This window comes from Providencia rettgeri, assembly GCF_013702265.1.
Classification (GTDB): domain Bacteria; phylum Pseudomonadota; class Gammaproteobacteria; order Enterobacterales; family Enterobacteriaceae; genus Providencia; species Providencia zhijiangensis.
This window is the reverse complement of record NZ_CP059348.1, coordinates 2,391,410-2,413,939: the sequence shown is the minus strand read 5'-3', so window position 1 is coordinate 2,413,939 and position 22,530 is coordinate 2,391,410. Positions and strand designations below refer to the sequence as shown.

The following is a 22,530-nucleotide window of genomic DNA, read 5'->3' as shown; positions in this document are numbered from 1 at the left end:
TATGTTTGTTGTTGATTCACACTGCCATCTCGACTGTTTAGATTATGAAAAATTACACACTAACGTCGATGATGTTATCGCAAAGGCATCTGCACGAGATGTCGGCTTTATGTTAGCCGTGGCAACCACCTTGCCAGGTTTTGAAAGCATGAAACAGTTAATTGGAAAGCGCGACAATGTCGCGTTTTCTTGCGGTATTCATCCACTAAATTTGGATGAAGGTTATGATTTTGAAAAGTTGGCGCAATTAGCGGCGGGGAGTGAAGTGGTCGCGCTCGGTGAAACGGGCTTAGATTACTATTATCAGCAAGAGAATGCGGCACTGCAGCAAGAGTCATTTCGTCAGCATATTCGCATTGGTCGTCAAGTGAATAAGCCAGTGATTGTGCATACTCGTTCCGCTCGAGAAGATACACTGTCTATTTTACGCGAAGAGAAAGTTGACGAGTGTGGCGGTGTGTTGCACTGCTTTACGGAAGACCAACAAACGGCTATCGATTTACTGGATTTAGGGATGTACATCTCTTTTTCCGGTATTGTCACGTTCCGTAATGCTGAACAGATCCGAGAAGCTGCACGAGTTGTGCCATTGGATAGAATTTTAGTGGAAACAGATTCACCTTACTTAGCCCCAGTACCGCATCGTGGTAAAGAGAACCAACCTGCGTATGTACGTGATGTGGTGGAGTATATGGCTGTATTGAAAGGGGTGAGTGTTGAGGAAATGGCACAAATCACCACCGAAAACTTCAACCGTTTATTCCATTTACGCGCTGGGCAATAAATAGATAACTATTAAATTATTAAGGAATTTGTCATGGCAGAAGAGACTATTTTCAGTAAAATCATTCGACGTGAAATCCCGTCTGAGATCGTATATCAAGACGAACTGGTCACAGCATTTCGTGATATCGCGGCACAAGCGCCGACGCATATTTTGATCATTCCGAACAAATTAATTCCAACCGTGAATGATGTGACGGTTGATGATGAGCTGGCATTAGGGCGCTTATTTACCGTGGCGGCGAAAATTGCGAAAGAAGAAGGGATTGCAGAAGATGGCTATCGCCTGATTATGAACTGCAACAAACATTCAGGACAAGAAGTCTTCCACATTCATATGCACTTAGTGGGTGGACGTCCATTAGGCCCATTATTGGCTAAGTAATTCATCATGAAACGCGCTGCATCAACCTTAAAATACGTCGCCACACTGGGCTTACTTATGCTGTTTCTCAGTGGTTGTGCTTGGAACAAAAAAACAGGGTTATCATTTAATGATCAGCAGCGCATCGTGATGGAGCCTTCCGTGCTAGCCGCGGGCGTGATTGTAGAAAAACCGGTGATTAAGGTCGGTAGCGTAACGGCGACCGCAACGATCAATATGAGCAATATTGAAAAGAAACCGGTCACTGTGATGTATCGCATCTTTTGGTATGACGAGCAAGGACTGAGAGTGGATTCAACAAAGAGTCAACCCCAAGTTATCCCTGCTAATTCGTCAGTGATGCTAAAAGAGGTCACGACATCCCCGCTTGCACGTAATGCGCGTATCTATGTTTTCTTACCTTCAACGGCTGGAGAGTCACAATGAAACGGATCTTATTGGTCGCAGCAGCAGCATTTATTTTGGCAGGTTGTCCGTCAGTCCCTCAAGGGCCTAAACCCCCAATTGTTCCTGTTGAACCGGGTGGAACACCGAAACAGCCTGAAAAGCAGCCGGAATTAACACCGCCACCACCAACAGACACAGTACCGATGCCACCAAAGCAGCAAACCATTGATTGGGCTGGGGCATTACAGCCTTTAGTCAATAAAATGGTGGCGGATGATGGCGTTGAAAGTGGCAAAGTCTTACTGGTTGATTCTGTCAAAAATAATACCAGTGGAAGCTTGCCTTCACAGGCAGTAACGGCTGCATTAACCAATGAAGTCATGAAAACCAATAAGTTTAAAGTGGTTCCTCAAGGCGTCGTCAGTGCTGCTCGCAAAACATTGGGATTGTCGCAGGATGATAGTCTGGTCACTCGTAGTAAAGCGATTGGTTTAGGGCGTTATGTCCAAGCGCAATATGTGATTTACAGTGTCATGTCAGGCTCTACCAAAGAACGCAGCATTGAAATGCAGTTAATGGAAGTGCAAACCGGTGAAATTGTGTGGTCTGGAAAACAGAGTATTGAGTAATCAATTATCACTGTTTGCATTACTTTCTGAATGCTTCCCAGCAGTTTTAGCATCATGCTGGGAAGTCTCTCCATTAGCGGGGTTATCGGGTGGCAGCTATTTAGTTGAATATCGAGACTCTACTCAAACCCAAGACAAAGCTCCCACCATTAAATTAATCGCCCGCTCAGATGGGCAAGTGCAAAATGCGTTGTATGTTAATCGCCGTAAAGAAGCGCATGTTCTTAAGGAACTGAAAGATTTTTCTTATTCCCCCCAAGTCATTGGGCGGAATGCCCATTGGTTATTATTGGAATGGGTTGATGGAGATCATCCTAGCCGCGAACAATTTCTTTCCTTTGAATTTCAAAAAAACTTGGCAGGGATCGTTGCTAAGCTCCATAATCATGACGTATTAAATTACCGGTTACCGTTACGTAATGAGATTGCTCATTATGGCTATTTAATTGATAATAAAAGAGTCTCTGCACGCTGGAAGCGAATACATCGTCGCTTCCTCCGCACGCCAATGCCAAAGGTGTTAAAGCTCGCACCCGCCCATATGGATATTCACCCGGGCAATGTGCTGTGTGAGCAAGGGGTGCCAAAAATGCTAGTGGATTGGGAATATGCAGCAAATACCGATATTGGGTTGTCCCTAGAAACCTATTTTCAATTCAATAGCTTGACGGTAGAACAACGAGATTATTTTTTGACGCAATATTGCCACACCTATGGCGCCTATAAAGATAAACCGCGTTTAGCAGAGCGCTGCCTACAATGGGAGCCATGGGTCAAATATATGACGTTAATGTGGTATGAAGTTCAGTGGTGCCAGCGTCAAGAAGCGCAGTTTTTAAATGATTCTTCCCCATTACGAGACTATTTTGGTCTTTGATTGGGCAATATAAAATCTCCGTGAATACACGAGAATTTGTGAAAATTAATCAAGTGAGGCATGTTATGGGTCCGATAATGCTGGATGTTCAGGGTTATGAACTGGACAACGAAGAGCGTGAAATTTTAGCTCATCCACTGGTAGGCGGGTTGATTTTATTTACCCGTAACTTCCATGATGCGGCACAGTTGCGTGAGTTAGTGCGACAAATCCGTGATGCATCAAGACACCGTTTATTGATTGCTGTGGATCAAGAAGGTGGCCGTGTACAGCGTTTTCGTGATGGATTTACCGCATTACCTTCTGCGCAAGCTTTTGCTGCACTGAACAACCAGATGGACGGCGCTAAATTAGCACAAGAAGCAGGCTGGTTAATGGCGGCAGAAATGATTGCTATGGATATCGACATTAGCTTTGCGCCTGTACTGGATTTAGGACATGAAAGCATCGCCATCGGTGAACGTTCATTCCATGCAGATCCTGAAATTGCAATGGTGATGGCAGAGCGTTTTATTCGCGGTATGCACAGCGCAGGAATGAAAACCACAGGTAAACACTTCCCAGGGCACGGCGCCGTCAAAGCCGATTCCCATAAAGAAACGCCACGAGATGACCGCCCACTCGAGCAAATTCGCGGCAAAGACATGTCTATTTTTAAAGACTTTATTCAGCGTGAATTGCTTGATGCGATTATGCCAGCTCACGTGGTTTATACTCAAGCGGACGATCGTCCTGCGAGTGGTTCACCATTCTGGCTAAAATCGGTATTACGTGAGCAGCTTGGTTTTGATGGCGTTATCTTCTCTGATGATTTATCGATGGAAGGTGCTGCCATTATGGGCAGTTATCCAGAAAGAGCGAAAGCATCATTGAATGCGGGCTGCGACATGATCCTTGTTTGTAATAATCGTGAAGGTGCGGTGAGCGTACTGGATAACCTACCGAAACAAAATGACAGCCGCGCTTCTAAGCTGTATCACAGTGGCCGCCAGTATTCATTGAATGAGCTACAATCTGTGGATCGTTGGAAGCAAAGTCACCGTCAATTAGTCGAATTACATGAAAAGTGGCAAGAACACCGTAGCCGCTAATTAAATCGTGTTGAAAATGAACCGATGGGATAATAACTCATCGGTTTTTTTTATCTTAAATTCACTGAATAAGTTACGGGTAACCTTATTGGTATAAATTGAATAGGAACAAGGAAAGAGATTGTCCTATTTGATTAGTAATACTGTATCTATATTCAATATATGTGTAAAAAACACGCGCCAATATTGGCTGCCACATGGAATTGACTAGGAATAATTCCTAGTTCAAATAAAAATTTGGCGTTAAATAATCTATCTATATGTGATAAATATTCTCCATTGTGACTGATCAAACCAGTATATTGCTTAAAAACAGGATGATTGACTTGGCCATTTATTTAAAATGGAGAGCTAGGTCATGCTTTAATATTATTGGTTTAAATAAAAATGTTATTTCACTTTAGTAAATAACATTTCATTAAAATATAGGCGATTAAAATAGCAAAATTATTGTTTAAATATGAAATTCAATTAATAGATGTAATACCAATAAAGTGATTAATATCACATCGAATGATGTGTGATTTGCAATGCATCTAGTTTGTTGTGACACCGATCGTGTTAATTGACACAAAATTACGTTAGCATACTTTTCATTATGAATATCAACCCAAAACGCTCCTTAAGAGTGTGGTTGAATATTGCCCAAATAAGTCTGAAATCATAGTGTGAACTTAAATCAAATCCGTATGTTTGGATTAATTATTTCGACTTATAAAATAATTAAATTTTATTCTTAATGCTCAGAAAATAAATTGTGCTTAAAGAATAGAGGATGCAACTTAAATTAAATAATCATTAAAGACTATTGCAGTAATTAAAGCTAAATAAAATTGTTACTTATTGAAAGATAGCAAGGTGTCATAACGCCCAATAAAAATTGGGTGTGGGTAGTTATATTCTAATAATCACGACTAGGTTTAATTTAAATGAAAGTCAAAAAAATAGCGTTAATATTGTTTCCATCTTGTTTCGTTGCGTTTGGGGCTAATGCTGGCGATTGGGAAAATGCCATCAAGGAAAACTCATTTGTTGCAGACTCTGAGTTAGAGCTTTCTACACGAAATATGTGGAAATACCTAAAGTCAGAAAACCGTTACGATGCCAATGAGCAGCGTTACAGAAAACAAGTTGCACAAGCTTGGGGTCAGAATATTCAGTTAGATTACCAATCCGGATATTTTGCCGATTTTATCGGGTTTGATGCCTCTTATTATGGCGCGATCAAACTGGCGGCAAGTAAAGACTTCGCCTCCCGAGCGATTTTATATAACGATGATGGTGAAGCGAAAGGCTATAACAAAATTGGTCAACGTTACGCTAAATTCAAATTAGACTTAGAATCCGTTAATTTCAAAGGTAAAGCGGGTTGGTTCACGTTGAAAAATACAGGTATTTTTACCAACTCCCAGCGTTTATCTTTAAACACCTATAATGGTTATTATACCAACACCGCAATTAGCGATTGGAACTTAGATTTACTCTATCTTGATGGCAAAGTAATGCGTCGTGATAGCCCGAATATTGACAGAATGTATTTCCGTGACGGAAATGGTGTCAATCATGATATCAACCATGTGGTTACGGGTGGCATTAACTACAACACCAAACCATTGAAAGCCTCTTACTTTATTGGTCAGGCGGATGATGTTTTCCGTCAACAAGGCTTAGAGATCAAATACAAACTAAACTCAGATATCACCTTATCTTCTCAAATTTATGGTCATGAATACGGTAGCGATGGTAAACGTACATCGACAGATACCAAACGCGGCAAACAAAACTTTGATAAGTGTGCTTGGCACTATGCGGGTGAAATTGAGTGGCGCGTTCCAGAAACGCCATGGACTTTAATGACAGGTATCACGCATACCACCGCACATAAAACTAATGGTGTAGGGCAATTTGCGCGTAACCCAATTGGTAACACCCGTGGACGTTTTAACTCACCAGCTTATGCAGATATCGACTATGTGCGTGATGGCGAAACCATGCTGGCATTAAAAGCTGAATATCAAGTTAACCCAACTTGGTCAGTCGGGGCTAATAGTAACTACAGTGAATTCTCTTACTCAGGTGAGCGTTTAAAACAAGGTCAGGTTGGCTTATTTACTTACTGGAAACCAACTGAGAACTTGTCAGTTTCATTAAGTGGCGGTATGGGTTGGCACCATCAGCAAGAGTCTGATAACTCCACACCAAAACTGTATGATGGTGAGTCGCGTCGCGCACATTCGTTGTCCGGTTCGATGACAACCACTTATCGCTTTAAAATGTAATTGGGGGCAATGAATAGATGAATCATAAAATCAGTTTAGTGACATTGCTGGTATCAGGTGCTTTATTAGCAGGCTGTGCCACGAAACAGAGCGATACCGTCAAAGTTCAAGTCATTGGTATTAACGATTTCCACGGTGCATTACAAGCGCCGGGGGATGGTAAACTCGGTGGAATCGAATCCATTGCGACACTGGTCAAGCAATTAAAAGCGGAAAACGCCAACACCATTATTGTGGGCGCAGGGGATTTAGTGGGCGCGAGTCCATTACTGTCATCGATGTTCTACGATGAGCCTACTATTGAAGCGCTTAGCGCAATTGGTCTTGAGACCAGTGCTGTCGGTAACCATGAGTTCGATAAAGGTAAAATCGAGTTACTGAGAAAGCAAAATGGTGGATGCCATCCAACCGCAGGCTGTGTGGGTAAAGAGTCTTTTGCTGGGGCTGACTTTAACTATTTAGCCGCGAACGTGATTGTCAAAGAGACCGGTGAAACGCTATTCCCTTCTTATTACGTTAAGAAATTTGATGGCGTACCAATGGCATTTATTGGCTTAACGCTGGAAGGAACTCCTGCCATCGTTACACCAAGTGGTACTGCGGGCTTAGAGTTTAAAAATGAAGCCGAAACCATTAACCAACAAGTGAAATTGCTTAAGGCGCAAGGTATTCGTAGCATTGGTGTGTTGATCCACGAAGGGGCAACTCAGCAAGTGGATACCAAGGTTAAAGATATTAACCGTTGCGATAACATCAAAGGACCTATTGTTGAGATCGTTAAGCAGCTCGATGCCGATGTGGACTTTGTGGTGAGCGGCCATACGCATCAAGCGTATAACTGTGATATTAATGGTAAAAAAGTTATTTCAGCACAATCTAACGGGACATTATTGTCTCAATTGAATATTGAAATTGATAGAAAAACCAACGATATCGTCAGTATTAATGCGAAAAATATTCCGGTTGAAACCAGCCGTTATGAGAAAGACCCACAATTAAGCCGCTTTATCCAAAACTATGAACGCATTTCTAAACCGATTGCTGAGCAAGTCATGGGTACGTTGAGTGCGCCTGCGGATAAGAAATTAGCGGCGGGTGGCGATTCAACATTAGGTAAGATTATCGCGGATGCTCAATTATATGCTGCTGCTACTCCAGATGCGGGCGGCGCCCAAATTGCCTTTATGAACAGCGGTGGTATTCGTGCTGATCTTAAAGCAGGGGAACTGACCTACGGAGATATCTTTACGGTGCAGCCTTTCTCGAATGTGGTCGTTACGCAATCATTAACTGGAGCGCAAATTAAACAAGCGTTAGAGCAACAGTGGGATCGTGAACGCCCGCAAGTCATGCCAGTTTCCCACGGTTTTTATTACGAATGGGATGATAGTCGTGCGGTAGGTGATAAAGTGATTGCAGGTTCCATGAAATTAAATGGCAAGCCAATCGATATGAAAAAAAGCTATCGTGTCGCTGCCAATGAATTTCTGGCAACTGGTGGTAGCCGTTTCTCTGCCTTTAAACAAGGTAAAGATCGTATCTATAGCTTGCCGGATAACGAAGCGCTGATGAAATACTTCAAAGATAATTCGCCAATTCAGTTACCGACGGACGAGCGTATTAAGAAAGTGAAGTAAAATACCCTCACAAAATGCTAGGTTTCCAAGCCCGAGAATAACGCCATTCTCGGGCTTTTTTGTCTCTAAGTTAAATAAAGCTGACTCGTTTCTTTTTTTTCAAAAAATGATTTGACGAGCGTGATCGTTGTCATAATAATCAACTAAATTGATTTGCATCAACATTTGGTATGACCAAATACCCAAGCGTGATATTCTTCAAACTCAAACAAAATAAAACATGGCGAATTAGTGTTATTTAAGTTTTTTGTTATTAGAAATCTTAAATAACATTAATATATTTTATATGAGGGGCGTATGACCTTAACTCAACCTAAAATCGTTGTTGTAGGCGGTGGTGCTGGTGGTTTAGAACTGGCAACACGTTTAGGACGTAAATTAGGGCGTAAAAAACGTGCGGATATCACGCTGATTGACCGTAATCCAAGTCATTTATGGAAACCATTACTTCATGAAGTCGCAACAGGCTCACTGGATGATGGTGTTGATGCTATCAGCTACTTAGCCCATGCCCGTCACAATGCATTTCACTTCCAATTAGGCTCCCTCACGAATATTGACCGAGAAAATAAAAAAGTGGTTCTCGGTGAATTGCGTGACAAAGACGGCGAGCTGTTAGTGCCATTGCGTGAAATTGATTACGATATTTTAGTCATGGCGTTGGGAAGTGCCTCGAATGATTTTGGTACCCCAGGCGTAAAAGAAAACTGCATTTTCCTTGATAGTCCTGCACAAGCTCACCGTTTTCACGATGAAATGCTGAATTTATTCTTACGTTATTCAGTACGTGATAATGCGGAAGAAAAAGTGAATATCGCTATTGTCGGCGGTGGAGCAACGGGTGTGGAGCTTTCTGCTGAACTGTATAATGCGGTGGAGCAGTTAACGAGCTATGGTTTTAAAGGGTTAGACACTGATGCGCTAAATGTGACGTTAGTGGAAGCGGGCGAGCGTATTTTACCTGCGCTACCTCCACGTATTTCAAGCGCTGCACACCAAGAATTGAATAAATTGGGCGTAAAAGTATTAACCAAAACCATGGTGACCAGCGCGGATGCCGATGGCTTAAATACCAAAGAAGATGGCAAAATTTATGCGGACTTAATGGTGTGGGCTGCAGGGATCAAAGCACCTGATTTTATGAAAGATATTGCAGGGTTAGAAACCAACCGTATCAATCAATTGGTGGTTAAGCCGACACTGCAAACCACGTTGGATGATAAAATTTTCGCGATTGGTGACTGTGCATCTTGCGCAAAACCGGAAGGCGGCTTTGTTCCACCACGCGCGCAATCAGCTCATCAAATGGCAAGCCTTTGCTATGACAATATCGTGGCATTAATGAAAGATAAGCCACTGAAAAACTACATTTACAAAGATCATGGTTCACTCGTTTCGTTATCTCGCTTTAGTACTGTAGGTAGCTTGATGGGGAACTTAATGCGTGGAGATATGATGGTAGAAGGGCGTATAGCGCGTTTCGTCTACATTTCCCTATATCGCATGCACCAAATTGCATTACATGGCTATATAAAAACGGGCTTAATGATGCTGGTTGGCAGCATTAACCGTATTATTCGACCTAAACTGAAATTACATTAATCTGTAGTTATCGTTTTTTCGGTTCTGCAATCGCAAGGATACATACGGTTATTAGTGAATAATCGTGTGTATCCTCCAATCAGAATAAAGATGTATTTAGAATAATAGTACCCAGTTAAAGCGGTACATATATTTTAAATATTTATTCATTAAATAGACGCCATAAAGTCAGCTAATTACCCTAATGAGTTTGGGTTAAGTGTGATTTAATACAAAAAGGCGACATATTTTTAATTTAATTCACTCTTGATACTCATTAATTGGTAGGATTTATTTTTTTGTTATAAAACAAATAAATAGATGGCTTTTTTATTTTATGTAATATATTGAAATGGATTTAGTTAATTATTTACGACTATTCGCGGTAAACTTATTACGCGTAAGTAAATAAGATGTATGTCTCATACTCAGACTAATCTAAAAAACCATATTTATTGTATGTAATTAATGTAGTTGATACTAGATAAGCTACAATAGCTAACACATTCACTATTTAAAAAAGGGCAAGCGATGAAGCTAAAAATTAAGTTGTTGTTAGCCGCATTCGTTGTTGTTTGCCTAATTGCTGTCGTTTATTTCTCTTTTGTGCGCAGTGACGAAGTGAAAATTGCCACTGTTTTATCTACCGAACCCATTAGAGCAACGCGTATGGTGGAACATGAAAACTGTTCGGTCACGGGTATTCTAGGCACATTCACGCAAGAGTCGTTATCTCGCTGGCACCCCGCACAACGCGAATGCAGAACCATTTTGATGATCCAATCCTTACAAGGAAGGTCGCTACCGCCATTTTCGAGCAATGAACCAAGAACGTGTGTGATCACCAAAAGTTTAGAGCAGATTATTGTGGGTTATGATGTAATTTACCGTATTGGCGATACGATTGGTAAGGTGAGAATGCCGTATGAGCCAACGGTGTTTATTCCTCTCAATGAAAATGGGCAGTTAGATTTAACCATGTCCAGTAAAGCAGCATGCGAAACCCTGCGCGAAGGGGCAAAAAGTATTTTGCCATTCTACTGTATGAAGCCAGATGACCTACCAAAAGCTTACCAGCCGTCTACCGTACTGGAAGTTAAAACGGGCAAAAATACCTTTGGAATGTTTGAGTAGAAAGAGAAACCATGCTTAAAAAATTACTGGGATTTTTAGGTTTCACGTCGCGCAATATTCCCTCGTTTAATGAACTCATGTTGAAAGCCAAAAGTGGCGACCTCGATGCGCAGTACGAAATTGGTACTCTGTATGATGTGGGGGAAGGGGTTGAAGAGAATGAGGAAAAAGCCATTGAGTGGTATCTGAAAGCCGCTAGCCAAGGGCATTCTCAAGCGCAATATATGATGGGAATGATGTATGAAACCAGTGAGCATTTATCCGATGATTCTCACCTATCCTTAGAATGGTTCCAAAAATCTGCGGCGCAGGGCAATAGCAATGCACTGGGGCACTTAGAAGCAATAGGTCATTCTATAGATAATAAAAAGTAGTCATTTATTGGTTAAAACCACATAAAAGAAAGCCATCGAAACATCATGAATCGATGGCTTTTTTGTTGTCAATTTCTGGTTTATGACGCTAGCTGATGCTCATCAAAATCAGCGACTAGCTGCTTGATAAAGTCTAAACGCGTCGCTCTGTCGGCTAAATCGTGGAAGAATTTCAAACGGACAGGGCCTTCCATGCGGAACGTTTTTGGCTGATTTTGCAGTAAGCTGATTAAGAACATCGGGTCGACTTTGTTGCGTTCATTGAACTCAATAAACCCGCCTTTTTCATGAGCTTCAATACGTTTCATGCCCAGTTTTTGTGCTTGTAAACGAATGCCTGCTGTAGATAGCAAGAATTTACCTGCATCAGGTAAAGTCCCAAAGCGGTCAATCAGCTCGATACGCAGCTCATCCAGTTCGGTCTGGTCTTTAGCACTGGCAATACGTTTATAGAAAGACAGGCGGATATTCACATCGTGGATATACTCATCAGGCAGCAGTACTGGCATGCGCAGTTCCACTTCAGTTTGCTGGCTGGTGAGATCTTCAAGGGATGGCTCGCGTCCTTCTTTCAGTGCATCGACCGCACTTTCGAGTAGCTCCATATATAAGGTGAAGCCGATGGTGGTCATCTGCCCACTTTGGTCTTCACCTAATAGTTCGCCAGCACCACGAATTTCAAGGTCATGGGTCGCCAGTGCAAAGCCAGCCCCTAAATCTTCAAGGGAAGAAATGGCTTCGAGGCGTTTTTGTGCATCGGTAGTCATGGCTTTTGGATGCGGCGTCAGAAGGTAAGCATAGGCTTGGTGATGGGAACGCCCCACACGACCGCGTAGCTGATGCAATTGTGCTAAACCGAAGTGGTCAGCACGTTCAATAATGATGGTGTTCGCCGTTGGGATATCGATACCCGTTTCAATAATCGTAGTGCAGATCAGGACATTAAACCGTTGATGGTGGAAATCTGTCATGACTCGCTCAAGTTCGCGCTCACGCATCTGCCCATGACCGACAACAAATCGCGCTTCAGGTACTAAGGCTTCCAGGCGCGCTTTGGCTTTTTCGATATTTTCCACATCATTATAAAGATAATAAACCTGACCGCCGCGTAACGTTTCCCGCAGAATCGCTTCGCGCACGACTAAATCATCATATTGGCGAACAAAGGTTTTTACAGCTAAGCGGCGAGCGGGTGGGGTCGCTATAATCGATAAATCTCGCATGCCACTCATTGCCATATTCAGGGTACGTGGAATTGGCGTCGCCGTTAAGGTCAGAATATCCACGTCAGCGCGCATCGCTTTAATGCGCTCTTTATGACGAACCCCGAAACGATGCTCTTCATCCACCACCAGCAAACCCAGATCTTTCCACTGAATATCGCTTTGTAGCAATTTATGGGTACCAATCAAAATATCCACTTTGCCTTCAGCGGCCTCAGCAATAATTTGCTGCTGCTCTTTGGCCGTTTTAAAACGCGATAGCATTTCGATACGTACTGGCCAATTCGCAAAGCGGTCGCGGAAATTATCATAATGTTGCTGGGCTAATAGCGTGGTAGGAACCAGTACAGCCACTTGCTTATTATTGTTGATCGCTAAAAATGCGGCGCGCATGGCGACTTCAGTTTTACCAAAGCCCACATCGCCACAGACTAAGCGATCCATTGCTAGTGGCTGGCACATATCACTCAATACTGCGTTAATCGCCATTTCTTGATCAGTGGTGGTTTCGAATGGGAAACCTTGGCAAAACTCCCGATACTGCTCTTTATCATGTTTGAAGGCGAAGCCTGCTTTCGCGGCTCGCTGAGCATAAATATCCAGAAGTTCAGCGGCCACATCCCGCACTTTTTCCGCCGCTTTTTGGCGAGCGCGTCCCCAACTGTCACTACCCAATTTATGCAGCGGCGCATTTTCATCGGCACCACCCGCATAACGGCTAATTAAATGTAATGAAGAGACAGGGACATACAGTTTATCTTCGCCTGCGTAGGTGAGGATCAAATACTCCGCGGGAATACCACCTGCTTCTAAGGTGATTAAGCCTTGATAGCGGCCGACACCATGTTCAATATGAACCACGGGTTGACCCGGGCGTAACTCTGCAAGGTTACGAATGAGCGTGTCAGTATTGATGGTGCGGCGTTGGTCACTGCGGCGGCGTACGACTCGCTCACCCAGTAAATCGCTTTCGCAAATTAATGCGCGGTGGCTTTCTGGTTGAATAAAACCATGTTCAGCCGCCCCAATCGTAATGGCAAAGCGGTCTTGGGTTTGACTAAAATAGTTGCTGATAATTTCAGGACGGATTTTCAGGCGTGCGAGTAATTCACTCACCGTTTCACGGCGTCCTTCACTCTCCACGGAGAACACAATCGTGCCATCAAACTGTTCGGTGAACTGACGCAGTTTTTCCAGTGGATTTTTACTTTGCCCTTGAGTGCTAATATCCGGAAGTGGCTGATAGTCTAAATTGGTATTGGCGGCTTTCTTCGGTAACTTTTCCGTAGACAGCTGCACCCGAGGCCAATTTTTTAAGTTCTGATTCAGTTGTTCGACGGTTAACCATAACTCGGCAGGGGGAAGTAATGGGCGCATTGGGTCAACGCCACGGCTTTCATAACGCTGTTGAGCGTCTTGTTGGAATCGTTCTGCAGGTTCTTGCAGATTTTGCGAAACAAATAGGGTGTTAGCGGGTAAATATTCAAATAAAGAAGGCAATGGCTCAGCGAAAAACAGTGGCTGCCAATACTCAATCCCACTTGGTAGGGTATTTTTACTCACTTGCTGATAGATATGTTCGGGATCACGGCGAACTTCAAAGCGTTCGCGCCACTGGCTTCGAAAACGCTCGATAGCGTCTTTATCGGTCGGAAATTCGTGAGCAGGCAATAAGTTGATTGCACTAACTTCTTCTAAGGTGCGTTGGGTATCAACGTCAAAGGTACGTAAGCTGTCAATTTCATCATCAAAAAAGTCGATACGAAATGGCAGGTCGCTACCCATTGGGAATAAGTCAAGTAATGCCCCGCGAATGGCATATTCACCGTGTTCAAGTACTTGCTCAACATGGCGGTATCCAGCTTTATCCAGCTCGTCTCGTAGACTATCGCGCGAGAGTTTATCGCCTTTAGCCATCACCAAGGCATGTCCCGTTAGAAAATCAGCAGGGCACACTTTCTGCATTAAGGTATTAACTGGGAGGATCAGCGCCCCTTTTTGCAGGGTTGGCAATCGGTATAGAGTGGATAAACGGTGAGAGATGATTTCTTGATGTGGCGAAAAATTATCGTAGGGTAACGTTTCCCAATCCGACAGTGTCTCTATAGGATGTTGGGTAAACTGTTGAAGTTCATCACGAACGCGTAATGCGTTTTGCATATCACGTGTGACAATCACGACAGGACCTTGATGGCGTTCAATCATTTCTGCGCATTCTAAGGGGCCTGCAGCACCAATTAAGCAGCCTAAATGGCGGACATCTCCAGCACGACTGGGCAGTTCATAACGATAATTTGACGACATAGAAATATTCAGCTTCTCATAGCTAACTAGTTAATTAATGATTAGTTAGGCAATTAAAAATTAATTAAACGACCCACAGAACTCATTGAGTAGTCTGAAAGTGATCTAAACAAATAGTATTTATAATAAAAAAAACCACAAAAGCGCGGTTGGGTGGTTCCATTCATCAATCGTACCCTTTATTATCCCTGAACACTTCGCTTTGGCAACAGGGACATTACGTTTTCATGCATCAATCTGTCTCACTCTTTATAGGTCTGCGCTATATGCGTGGGCGCGCGGTCGATAAATTTGGACGTTTTGTGTCCAGCTTGTCGGCGATAGGCATAACCCTTGGTGTTGCGGCATTGATTACCGTGACGTCTGTGATGAACGGTTTTGAACGTTCGTTACAAGATAGCATACTTGCTTATATGCCACAGGCCATATTGACCTCAAATACCGGAAATATCGATCCCAATCAACATCCCATCACGGACTTAAAAAACCTCAAAGGCGTTAAGAAAATCGAGCCGATTGTTCAGTCGGAAGTGGTTTTACAAAGCCGAACTAACGTGGGGGTGGGCATGATGGGGGGAATTCGTTCCGATGAGTCCTCCTTGTTGCTCGATAAGCTGATAAGCGGGGATCGCCGTGATTTAGTCGATGGTGAATACAACGTTTTTCTCGGTAATCGACTGGCAGAAACCCTCGGCGTAAAACGCGGTGACCAAGTGCGCTTGATTATCCCCGGGGTGAGCCAATTAACCCCAATGGGGCGTATACCTAGCCAGCGTTTATTTACGGTTGCGGGTATTTTTCAAACCAATGGCGAAGCGGATACGAGCGAATTGATTGTTGCTCAGCCTGATGCAGCGCGAATGCTACGTTATCCAACCGGAAATATTACTGGCTGGCGTTTATATCTGGACGAACCTCTGCAAGTGGATGTGGCGAGTAAACAGACACTGCCAGAAGGGTTAGTTTGGACAGATTGGCGTGAGCGTAAAGGCGAATTTTTCCAAGCAGTGAGAATGGAAAAAAACATGATGGGCTTGCTACTGAGCCTGATTATCGCGGTAGCGGCCTTTAACATCATTACCTCGTTATCCTTATTAGTCATGGAAAAACAAGGCGAAGTGGCGATTTTGAAAACCTTGGGGCTCAAGCGTAGCAAAATCCTGACTATCTTTATGATCCAAGGTGCGGGCGCGGGCATTATCGGGACATTGATTGGTACCGTATTGGGCACGCTGCTGTCGAGCCAACTGAACGTAATTATGCCGCTAATTGGCTTATTACCACGGGGAGTGGCACTCCCAATTGTACTCGACTATCCGGGTATTTTAATTATTGCGCTGTGCGCGATGCTGATTTCTTTGCTGGCGACGCTTTATCCTTCTTGGCGTGCGGCAGCGGTACAACCTGCTGAGGCTTTACGATATGAATAACCAACCACTTCTGGTCTGTGAACATTTAAGCAAGATTTATCAAGAAGGCGCACTCTCCACAGAAGTGTTAAAGAATGTCAGCTTCACGATGAATGAAGGCGAAACCATGGCTATCGTGGGTAGCTCCGGTTCCGGTAAAAGTACCTTATTGCATTTACTTGGCGGGTTAGATACGCCATCTCAAGGTAATGTGATTTTCCGTGGGCAGCAGATTAACCAGCTTTCTTCTGATGAGCGTGCGGCTATTCGGAATAAAGACCTTGGCTTTATTTATCAATTCCACCATTTATTGCCTGATTTTACGGCATTAGAAAATGTGGCTATGCCACTGTTAATTGGCGGTGTGGCGAAAGCAACGGCATTTGCGAAAGCCACCGAAATGTTAAAAGCGGTAGGGTTAGAGCACCGAGCCAATCATCGTCCATCTGAATTATCCGGTGGTGAGCGTCAACGTGTTGCGATTGCCCGTGCATTGGTGAATGACCCAGCGTTAGTGCTGGCGGATGAGCCAACAGGTAACCTCGATTTGCGTAATGCGGATGCGATTTTTGAATTATTGGGTGAGTTAAACCGTAAGCAAAAAACCGCATTTTTAGTGGTCACCCATGATATGAAACTGGCGAGCCGTTTATCCCGCCGTTTAGAAATGCGTGATGGTCATCTGCAACAGGAAATTACGTTGGGGGCAATGTAATGATTAAAATGCCTCTGACGCTATTAGCGGCATTGCGATTTAGCCGAGGACGCCGTAGGACAGGCATGGTGTCTTTGGTATCGATTGTCTCGACCCTCGGGATTGTTTTAGGTGTTGCGGTATTAATTATCGGCTTAAGCGCCATGAATGGCTTTGAGCGAGAACTGAATAACCGCGTGCTTTCGGTGGTGCCTCACGGGCAAATTTACGCTGTTGAAGCCCCTTATCAAGATTGGGAATTCGCCCAAAATGTGATCCGCAAAACGCCGGGTGTTCAAGGGGTCAGCCCCTATGTGAATTTCACGGGGCTACTTGAGCGCGGCGCGAACCTGAAAGCCATCCAGATTATGGGGGTGTCTCACGAGACCGAATCCCAAGTCAGTGCATTGCCAGAGTTTATCTTAAATGATGCGTGGCAACATTTTGAAGCGGGTAAACAGTCGATCATTTTAGGTCAAGGGGTAGCGAATTCACTGAATGTGAAAGTCGGGGATTGGGTGACTATTATGATCCCGAATACCGATGACAGCATGAAAATTCAGCAGCCTAAGCGTATTCGTGTCCAAGTAACGGGGATTTTCCGCTTAAGTGGGTTACTCGACCATCAGCTCGCCTTAGTTCCGCTGGCGGATGCACAGGAATATCTCGGTTATGGAAACGGCATTAGCGGTTTTGAAATTAAAGCGAAAGATCCTTTCGAAGCCGATAAAGTGGTGTATGACGCTGGGCTGAAAACCATGCATCATGTGGTGGTGAAAAGCTGGATAGGTGATTACGGCTATATGTACAACGACATTCAGGTGGTTCGCAGTGTCATGTACTTGGCGATGATTTTAGTCATCGGGGTCGCTTGTTTTAATATCGTCTCCACGCTCGTGATGGCCGTCAAAGATAAAAGTAGCGATATTGCGGTTCTGCGGACATTAGGGGCAAAAGACAGGCAAATTCGCGCTATCTTCCTGTGGTATGGCTTAATCGGGGGGCTGGTTGGTTCACTTATCGGCGTGGTGCTGGGGGTATTAATCTCCCTGAATTTAACCACGATGATTAAGGGACTTGAAGTGATTATCGGTCATCCTATCTTATCAGGGGATGTCTACTTTATTGACTTCCTGCCTTCCGAACTGCATGTGATGGATGTGATTTACGTGCTGTTCACCACGGTTGTTCTGAGCTTATTAGCCAGCTGGTATCCAGCAAGACGCGCAAGTAAGTTAGACCCAGCCCGTATTCTAAGCGGTCAGTAATCAACAAGGCGCGAGTGGCAACAGTCGCGCCTTATTTCATCATGTTATCTAAGGCTATTTCATCAAACTCTCTAGGTACATCTGCTTGTAGCTGCGGGTTTCAATTAGTGCTTCAGTAAAACCATAATGTTGCGCTGTAGACAGTAACTTTGTATATAAGTTGTCTAGCTCACTCTCATCGTCCGTCATAATCGCAAATTCAGCAAACCAACCAATACCTTCTAAGTAATCAATGGTGATATGAATATCACCCAGGAAATAGATGCTGCGCTGTTTCGCAATCGTTAGGTAACATTGATATCCCAAAGTGCTCAGCATATTTTTGACATGTTGGCAGTCTGCAATATCAATCGCTTTACACTCGGAGCTGCTTGGTCCTTTGACTATCCAGAGTTTGATCCCAGACGGCGTCATCTCCCGCACGGACATACTGATATTTTGTGCGGCTAAGTGCCCATCTTGATAATCAAAAAAGTCATCAACTTCATGATTATTTACGGTAAATGCTTCAGCGTTATCATTGATAAGCTGCTTAAGAAAAGTGTCAGAATTGGGTAGTTTGAACTTAATTTCGGCTTCAAATTTCCCGACAAAATGGTCACTCATTCTGTTATCCAAGGCTGTTTTAAATGATGGATTAGGTAGGTGGATAGTAACATAGGGAATGATGGCGTGGCTGAAGATAATGTTAAGCCGTATCAAAGAATAGCGGAATAATTAGGTACGAAAAGCTATTCTCGTACCTATGGTTTTCAATGATAAGGTTTTCAATGATAAGGTTTTCAATGCTAATGACTGTTTTAAACTCCAATAACAGTATCAAGGGAAATCGAATTCGCAACCAACAGATGTCCTGCGTGGTTAAGGTGGAGATGATCACCGGAATCATAGATTAATGCTAATTGCTGAGGATTTTGTGAGTCGCGCACAAGTTGCTCAGTGTCAATTAATGCGTCAAATTCACCGCTAGTACGTATCCATTCATTCACTTCTTGGCGAATAGCTTCTTTTTCGGGGGTATAGAAGTTATCTAATCCATATTCGTCTATACAACGTAACGGAACAAGAGTGACGCCGACGACGCGAATATTATGCTGATGCGCTATATCAAGTAACTGACGATAACCTTCAATCAACTGGCTAGCGGAAGGCGTCATATCCGCAGGCGCTAGGGCAGTTTGAGCAAGCCCTATATCATTGAGACCCACTTGTACAACGCAAGTGGTTACGCCAGCTTGCTCAATAACATCCCGAATAAAGCGAGATAATGTACTGATGCCAATTCCATCTTTGAGTAAACGGGAGCCTGATTGCCCCGCATTGATCACCGCAGTGTGTTGAGAAACGGTACGCTCAGCAAGAAAATCCACCCAACGGTGATAAGTTCCCATTTCGACACCATTGCCATCCACCATGGAATCGCCAATGACAACAATCGCTTGGCTTGGCGCCTGATTCTGGATTTCAACAGCCTCTAATAATAAACGCGAACTAATTGGCAGGCTTTCTTTCGTCGTTTTGGAATGAACGCCGTTACCCGATGTTAATTGAGAATAATGTCGCGCATCCCAATGAAAGGTCTCTACAAGCGTAGGGGCCGGTAGATAGGTTCGTAGGGTGACTTCAGACAAATCGTCAATAGGATGGATGATTTCATCACTGTACACCACTTGTCCTGCGGGGATAGAAACACCAGATTGCCCATTAAACAGAACAGGCGCACTCCATGATTTTCCAGATGGTGAGTTTACAACAATGGCATTTTCACCCAGCACTAAGGGTTGAGAGCCATAACGATTCGAAAACACAAGGCGTAATTGTTGTCCGCCTAATGTGATGCGCAGTGTTTGCTGTAGGGTTTGGTTATTCAATAAGTTTGGGATCTCCAATGGAAACGGAAATGCCTCACCGGTGGTGGGTTGAGATGTTGAAAGCCATGTGCAAACCCATGCATGACTGCGAGATGAACCGAATGAGGACATAGCGATTTTTTCCTAAAATTGAAGCGGATAATCAGTGGGTAGTTGATGCTGTTATAAAAGAATCAAACCCGGTCATAGCAACGTTAACCATCGCGAGCAACTGCGCTTTACTCACCCCGTCGCGAGCTTGAATCGAAATGCCGTGAAATAGTGTTGATATATAATCGCCAAGTGCTTGGGTATTCGTTTCCTTGGGTAAATCCCCTTGAGTTACGCCCTCATTTAAACGTTGTATGATGGCGATGGTACGGGCTTTCCGGTAACTCGCCAGCCAAGACATAATGTTTTCATTTTCACTGGCATAGTTGGTCAATGATAAAACAATCATGCACCCCTGTGGATGCGTTTGTTGGGTGTAAGTTTCGACAGCTTGGGTTAATAACTGCGTTATCGCTAGACGTGTATTTGGTTCTTGTAACGCGGTATCTGCAAAAGCGCCTTCTTGGCTTAGATACAGGGCGATAGCTTCGCGAAATAGGTTTTCTTTCGAGCCAAACGCCGCATAAATGCGAGCAGAAGCGATGCCCAGAGCAGAAACTAAATCTGACATCGACGTGCCTTCATAACCGCGCTGCCAAAAGACAAGCTTAGCTTTATTCAATGCTGCGTCTCGGTCGAACTCTCTCGGTCTTCCCGCCATAACTATGATCCCCCTAAAACATGATAATGATGCGCTGAATGAGAATGCGTTCATACTATCACTTCTTTGTCGAATGACAAATAATTATTGTTTATCGATTGACAAAGAATTAAAAAAACCTTTAACCTATTTATTGTTGATCGACAAATAATTAATGCGACTCGTGAATGAGTGGCTTTTTTACTCACATAAAAGTGTATGGAACAAATATGAATTCGGTATTTAAAAAGGTGTTGCTCGTTTCTCTGATGACGCTCTCTTTGCAATCAACAGCTACGTTAGCAGCAGGAAATCTAACTCAAACAGCCAAAAGTGCTGCGCTTCCTACCATTGAGGCGAATGAAGCCAGCTTTCAACATCACTATGTGAAAGTGAACGGGCAGCGCCTTCACTATGTTACCGCAGGGGAAGGGGAGCCGGTCTTATTGATCCCCGGCTGGCCACAAACGTGGTATACATGGCGCTATGTGATGACGGAGCTCGCTGCTAATGGTTATACCGCTATTGCTGTCGATCCACTGGGAACAGGGTATTCTGATAAGCCAGACAATGGCTATGATACGGGCGCTGCCGCAACTACATTACACGAAATGATGAAGCAACTAGGTCATACTCACTATTCAGTGATAGGGCATGATATTGGCATGTGGGTGGGGTATGCACTGGCCAGTGATTATCCCGCAGACGTGAAAAAGATAGCCTTAACCGAAGCGGTTATTCCAGGGTTAGCGCCAGCACCGAGTATTTTTGTGGATCCTGAGGAGAATATTTTCCTCTGGCATTTTATGTTTAACCAAGTGCGAGATTTACCGGAAACGCTGACAGCAGGTAAAGAGCGTGAGTATCTTAACTTTATTTTTGATCATTGGGCATATCGTCGTGATCGCGTTGCCGCACAGACGTATATTGATGCGTATGCTTCACCGGGTGGGCTGAGGGCAGGTTTTGCCTATTATCGCGCTATTCCACAGACGATTGAGCAAAATAAACTGCGAGCGCAAAAAAAACTCACTATGCCGGTATTGGCGATAGGGGCGGATCAGGCAACCCGGGATGCGCCGCAATTGACATTACAAGGGCGAGCAACCCAATTACAAGGAGCGATGCTTGGTGAGTGTGGCCACTTTGTGACAGAAGAGTGTCCTGAGCAGTTAATGAGCTATATTTTACCGTTTTTGAAAAAATAATTTTGGAAACAAAAAGGGAAGCTACGGTAAGCTTCCCTTGTTTTATGCCGAATCGCGTGTATTGAGAGAGATTAATACTTGGCTTTCTTGGTCATTTTATCCAAATAACCCATTACAAACGCTGATAGCACGAAGGTTAAATGAAGGATCACATACCACATCAACTTATCGTTTTCGACGTTTTTGAGGTTCATGAAAATCTTCAATAAGTGGATGGATGAAATGGCGACAATGGAGGCTGCCACTTTATTTTTCAGTGACGTTGCATCCATGGTTCCAATCCAATTCAGCTTTTCATGATGATCAGACAAATTTAATTGGGAGACGAAGTTTTCGTAACCTGAGAACATTACCATCACCAGTAATCCACCCACCAACGCCATATCAATGAGCGACAGCAATGTGAGGATCAAATCAGATTCTGGAATGTTAAAAATATCGGGCAGAATATGAAATACTTCTTGGAAAAATTTGATGGTTAACGCCAGCAATGTCAGTGATAGCCCCAAATAAATGGGCGCCAGGATCCAACGTGAAGCGTACATCATTCTTTCAAAAAACTTTTCCATGCAAATCCTTCAAATAAGAGAAATCAAAATAGTGAGATGGCGACTATTTTAGCCGTTAGGTGTGATGGGGATAAAGTTTTTTGTCATCTGAAAGTGA

20 protein-coding genes are annotated in these 22,530 nt (G+C 43.6%); 15 read left to right on the top strand and 5 right to left on the bottom strand.

Going from position 1 to position 22,530, the window contains the following annotated elements; translation table 11 throughout:
- Position 1: 1 nt before the first annotated feature.
- The 11 genes from H0913_RS11105 to H0913_RS11055 all read left to right on the top strand — a co-directional run bounded on the left by H0913_RS11105 (position 2) and on the right by H0913_RS11055 (position 11,157).
- Positions 2-784 carry a metal-dependent hydrolase gene (locus H0913_RS11105; protein ID WP_154603581.1) on the top strand — a complete coding sequence of 261 codons (783 nt, stop codon included), beginning with the start codon at positions 2-4 and terminating at the stop codon, positions 782-784.
- A 33-nt stretch (positions 785-817) separates the two neighbouring features.
- The gene (gene hinT, locus H0913_RS11100) at positions 818-1,168 is read left to right on the top strand and encodes a purine nucleoside phosphoramidase (RefSeq protein ID WP_006660814.1); all 351 of its coding nucleotides are present in this window, start codon (positions 818-820) and stop codon (positions 1,166-1,168) included.
- Between the two features lie 6 nt (positions 1,169-1,174).
- Positions 1,175-1,594, top strand: coding sequence for a YcfL family protein (locus H0913_RS11095; RefSeq protein WP_154603582.1), 420 nt, complete (start codon positions 1,175-1,177; stop codon positions 1,592-1,594).
- Complete coding sequence (lpoB, locus tag H0913_RS11090) at positions 1,591-2,184, top strand: penicillin-binding protein activator LpoB (RefSeq protein WP_154603583.1); 594 nt, start codon at positions 1,591-1,593, stop codon at positions 2,182-2,184. Before H0913_RS11095 ends, lpoB begins: the two co-directional genes overlap by 4 nt.
- Positions 2,177-3,061, top strand: a complete 885-nt coding sequence (locus tag H0913_RS11085; RefSeq protein WP_181477252.1) for a phosphotransferase — start codon at positions 2,177-2,179, stop codon at positions 3,059-3,061. The genes lpoB and H0913_RS11085 overlap by 8 nt, the downstream gene beginning before the upstream one ends.
- A gap of 65 nt (positions 3,062-3,126) precedes the next feature.
- Positions 3,127-4,152, top strand: coding sequence for a beta-N-acetylhexosaminidase (nagZ, locus tag H0913_RS11080; protein ID WP_154603585.1), 1,026 nt, complete (start codon positions 3,127-3,129; stop codon positions 4,150-4,152).
- Between the two features lie 929 nt (positions 4,153-5,081).
- The gene (locus H0913_RS11075; protein ID WP_181477251.1) at positions 5,082-6,431 is read left to right on the top strand and encodes an OprD family outer membrane porin; all 1,350 of its coding nucleotides are present in this window, start codon (positions 5,082-5,084) and stop codon (positions 6,429-6,431) included.
- A 17-nt stretch (positions 6,432-6,448) separates the two neighbouring features.
- Positions 6,449-8,068 carry a bifunctional metallophosphatase/5'-nucleotidase gene (locus H0913_RS11070; protein WP_154603586.1) on the top strand — a complete coding sequence of 540 codons (1,620 nt, stop codon included), beginning with the start codon at positions 6,449-6,451 and terminating at the stop codon, positions 8,066-8,068.
- A gap of 297 nt (positions 8,069-8,365) precedes the next feature.
- Entirely contained in the window at positions 8,366-9,670 is a 1,305-nt protein-coding gene (locus H0913_RS11065) for an NAD(P)/FAD-dependent oxidoreductase (protein ID WP_154603587.1), read from the top strand.
- 510 nt (positions 9,671-10,180) lie between these two features.
- On the top strand, positions 10,181-10,783 hold the full coding sequence (gene umoD / locus H0913_RS11060) for a UmoD family flagellar biogenesis regulator (RefSeq protein ID WP_154603588.1): 603 nt from the start codon (positions 10,181-10,183) through the stop codon (positions 10,781-10,783).
- An 11-nt stretch (positions 10,784-10,794) separates the two neighbouring features.
- Positions 10,795-11,157: a tetratricopeptide repeat protein gene (locus tag H0913_RS11055; protein ID WP_181477250.1), complete on the top strand. Its 363-nt coding sequence runs from the start codon at positions 10,795-10,797 to the stop codon at positions 11,155-11,157.
- Positions 11,158-11,237: 80 nt separating this feature from the next.
- Here the strand turns inward: H0913_RS11055 and mfd are convergent, their stop codons facing one another.
- Positions 11,238-14,684 carry a transcription-repair coupling factor gene (mfd, locus tag H0913_RS11050; protein WP_154639322.1) on the bottom strand — a complete coding sequence of 1,149 codons (3,447 nt, stop codon included), beginning with the start codon at positions 14,682-14,684 and terminating at the stop codon, positions 11,238-11,240.
- A gap of 227 nt (positions 14,685-14,911) precedes the next feature.
- On the opposite strand from mfd, the gene lolC reads away from it, so the two are divergent.
- From lolC to lolE, 3 genes are read left to right on the top strand one after another with little or no spacing between them, the layout of a single operon-like run.
- Positions 14,912-16,114, top strand: coding sequence for a lipoprotein-releasing ABC transporter permease subunit LolC (lolC, locus tag H0913_RS11045; RefSeq protein WP_154603591.1), 1,203 nt, complete (start codon positions 14,912-14,914; stop codon positions 16,112-16,114).
- Complete coding sequence (gene lolD / locus H0913_RS11040; protein ID WP_181477249.1) at positions 16,107-16,808, top strand: lipoprotein-releasing ABC transporter ATP-binding protein LolD; 702 nt, start codon at positions 16,107-16,109, stop codon at positions 16,806-16,808. The genes lolC and lolD overlap by 8 nt, the downstream gene beginning before the upstream one ends.
- Positions 16,808-18,055, top strand: coding sequence for a lipoprotein-releasing ABC transporter permease subunit LolE (lolE, locus tag H0913_RS11035; protein WP_154603592.1), 1,248 nt, complete (start codon positions 16,808-16,810; stop codon positions 18,053-18,055). Before lolD ends, lolE begins: the two co-directional genes overlap by 1 nt.
- A gap of 54 nt (positions 18,056-18,109) precedes the next feature.
- Here lolE and H0913_RS11030 read toward each other — a convergent pair whose 3' ends face one another.
- From H0913_RS11030 to H0913_RS11020, 3 genes are all read right to left on the bottom strand, one after another.
- On the bottom strand, positions 18,110-18,661 hold the full coding sequence (locus H0913_RS11030; protein ID WP_181477248.1) for a class IV adenylate cyclase: 552 nt from the start codon (positions 18,659-18,661) through the stop codon (positions 18,110-18,112).
- Between the two features lie 194 nt (positions 18,662-18,855).
- On the bottom strand, positions 18,856-20,037 hold the full coding sequence (locus H0913_RS11025; RefSeq protein WP_181477247.1) for an SGNH/GDSL hydrolase family protein: 1,182 nt from the start codon (positions 20,035-20,037) through the stop codon (positions 18,856-18,858).
- A gap of 31 nt (positions 20,038-20,068) precedes the next feature.
- The gene (locus H0913_RS11020) at positions 20,069-20,677 is read right to left on the bottom strand and encodes a TetR/AcrR family transcriptional regulator (protein ID WP_181477246.1); all 609 of its coding nucleotides are present in this window, start codon (positions 20,675-20,677) and stop codon (positions 20,069-20,071) included.
- Positions 20,678-20,886: 209 nt separating this feature from the next.
- Here H0913_RS11020 and H0913_RS11015 point away from each other — a divergent pair, with 209 nt between their 5' ends.
- The gene (locus tag H0913_RS11015) at positions 20,887-21,864 is read left to right on the top strand and encodes an alpha/beta fold hydrolase (protein WP_181477245.1); all 978 of its coding nucleotides are present in this window, start codon (positions 20,887-20,889) and stop codon (positions 21,862-21,864) included.
- Between the two features lie 71 nt (positions 21,865-21,935).
- Here the strand turns inward: H0913_RS11015 and H0913_RS11010 are convergent, their stop codons facing one another.
- Entirely contained in the window at positions 21,936-22,433 is a 498-nt protein-coding gene (locus H0913_RS11010) for a TIGR00645 family protein (RefSeq protein WP_154603597.1), read from the bottom strand.
- Positions 22,434-22,530: the final 97 nt, after the last annotated feature.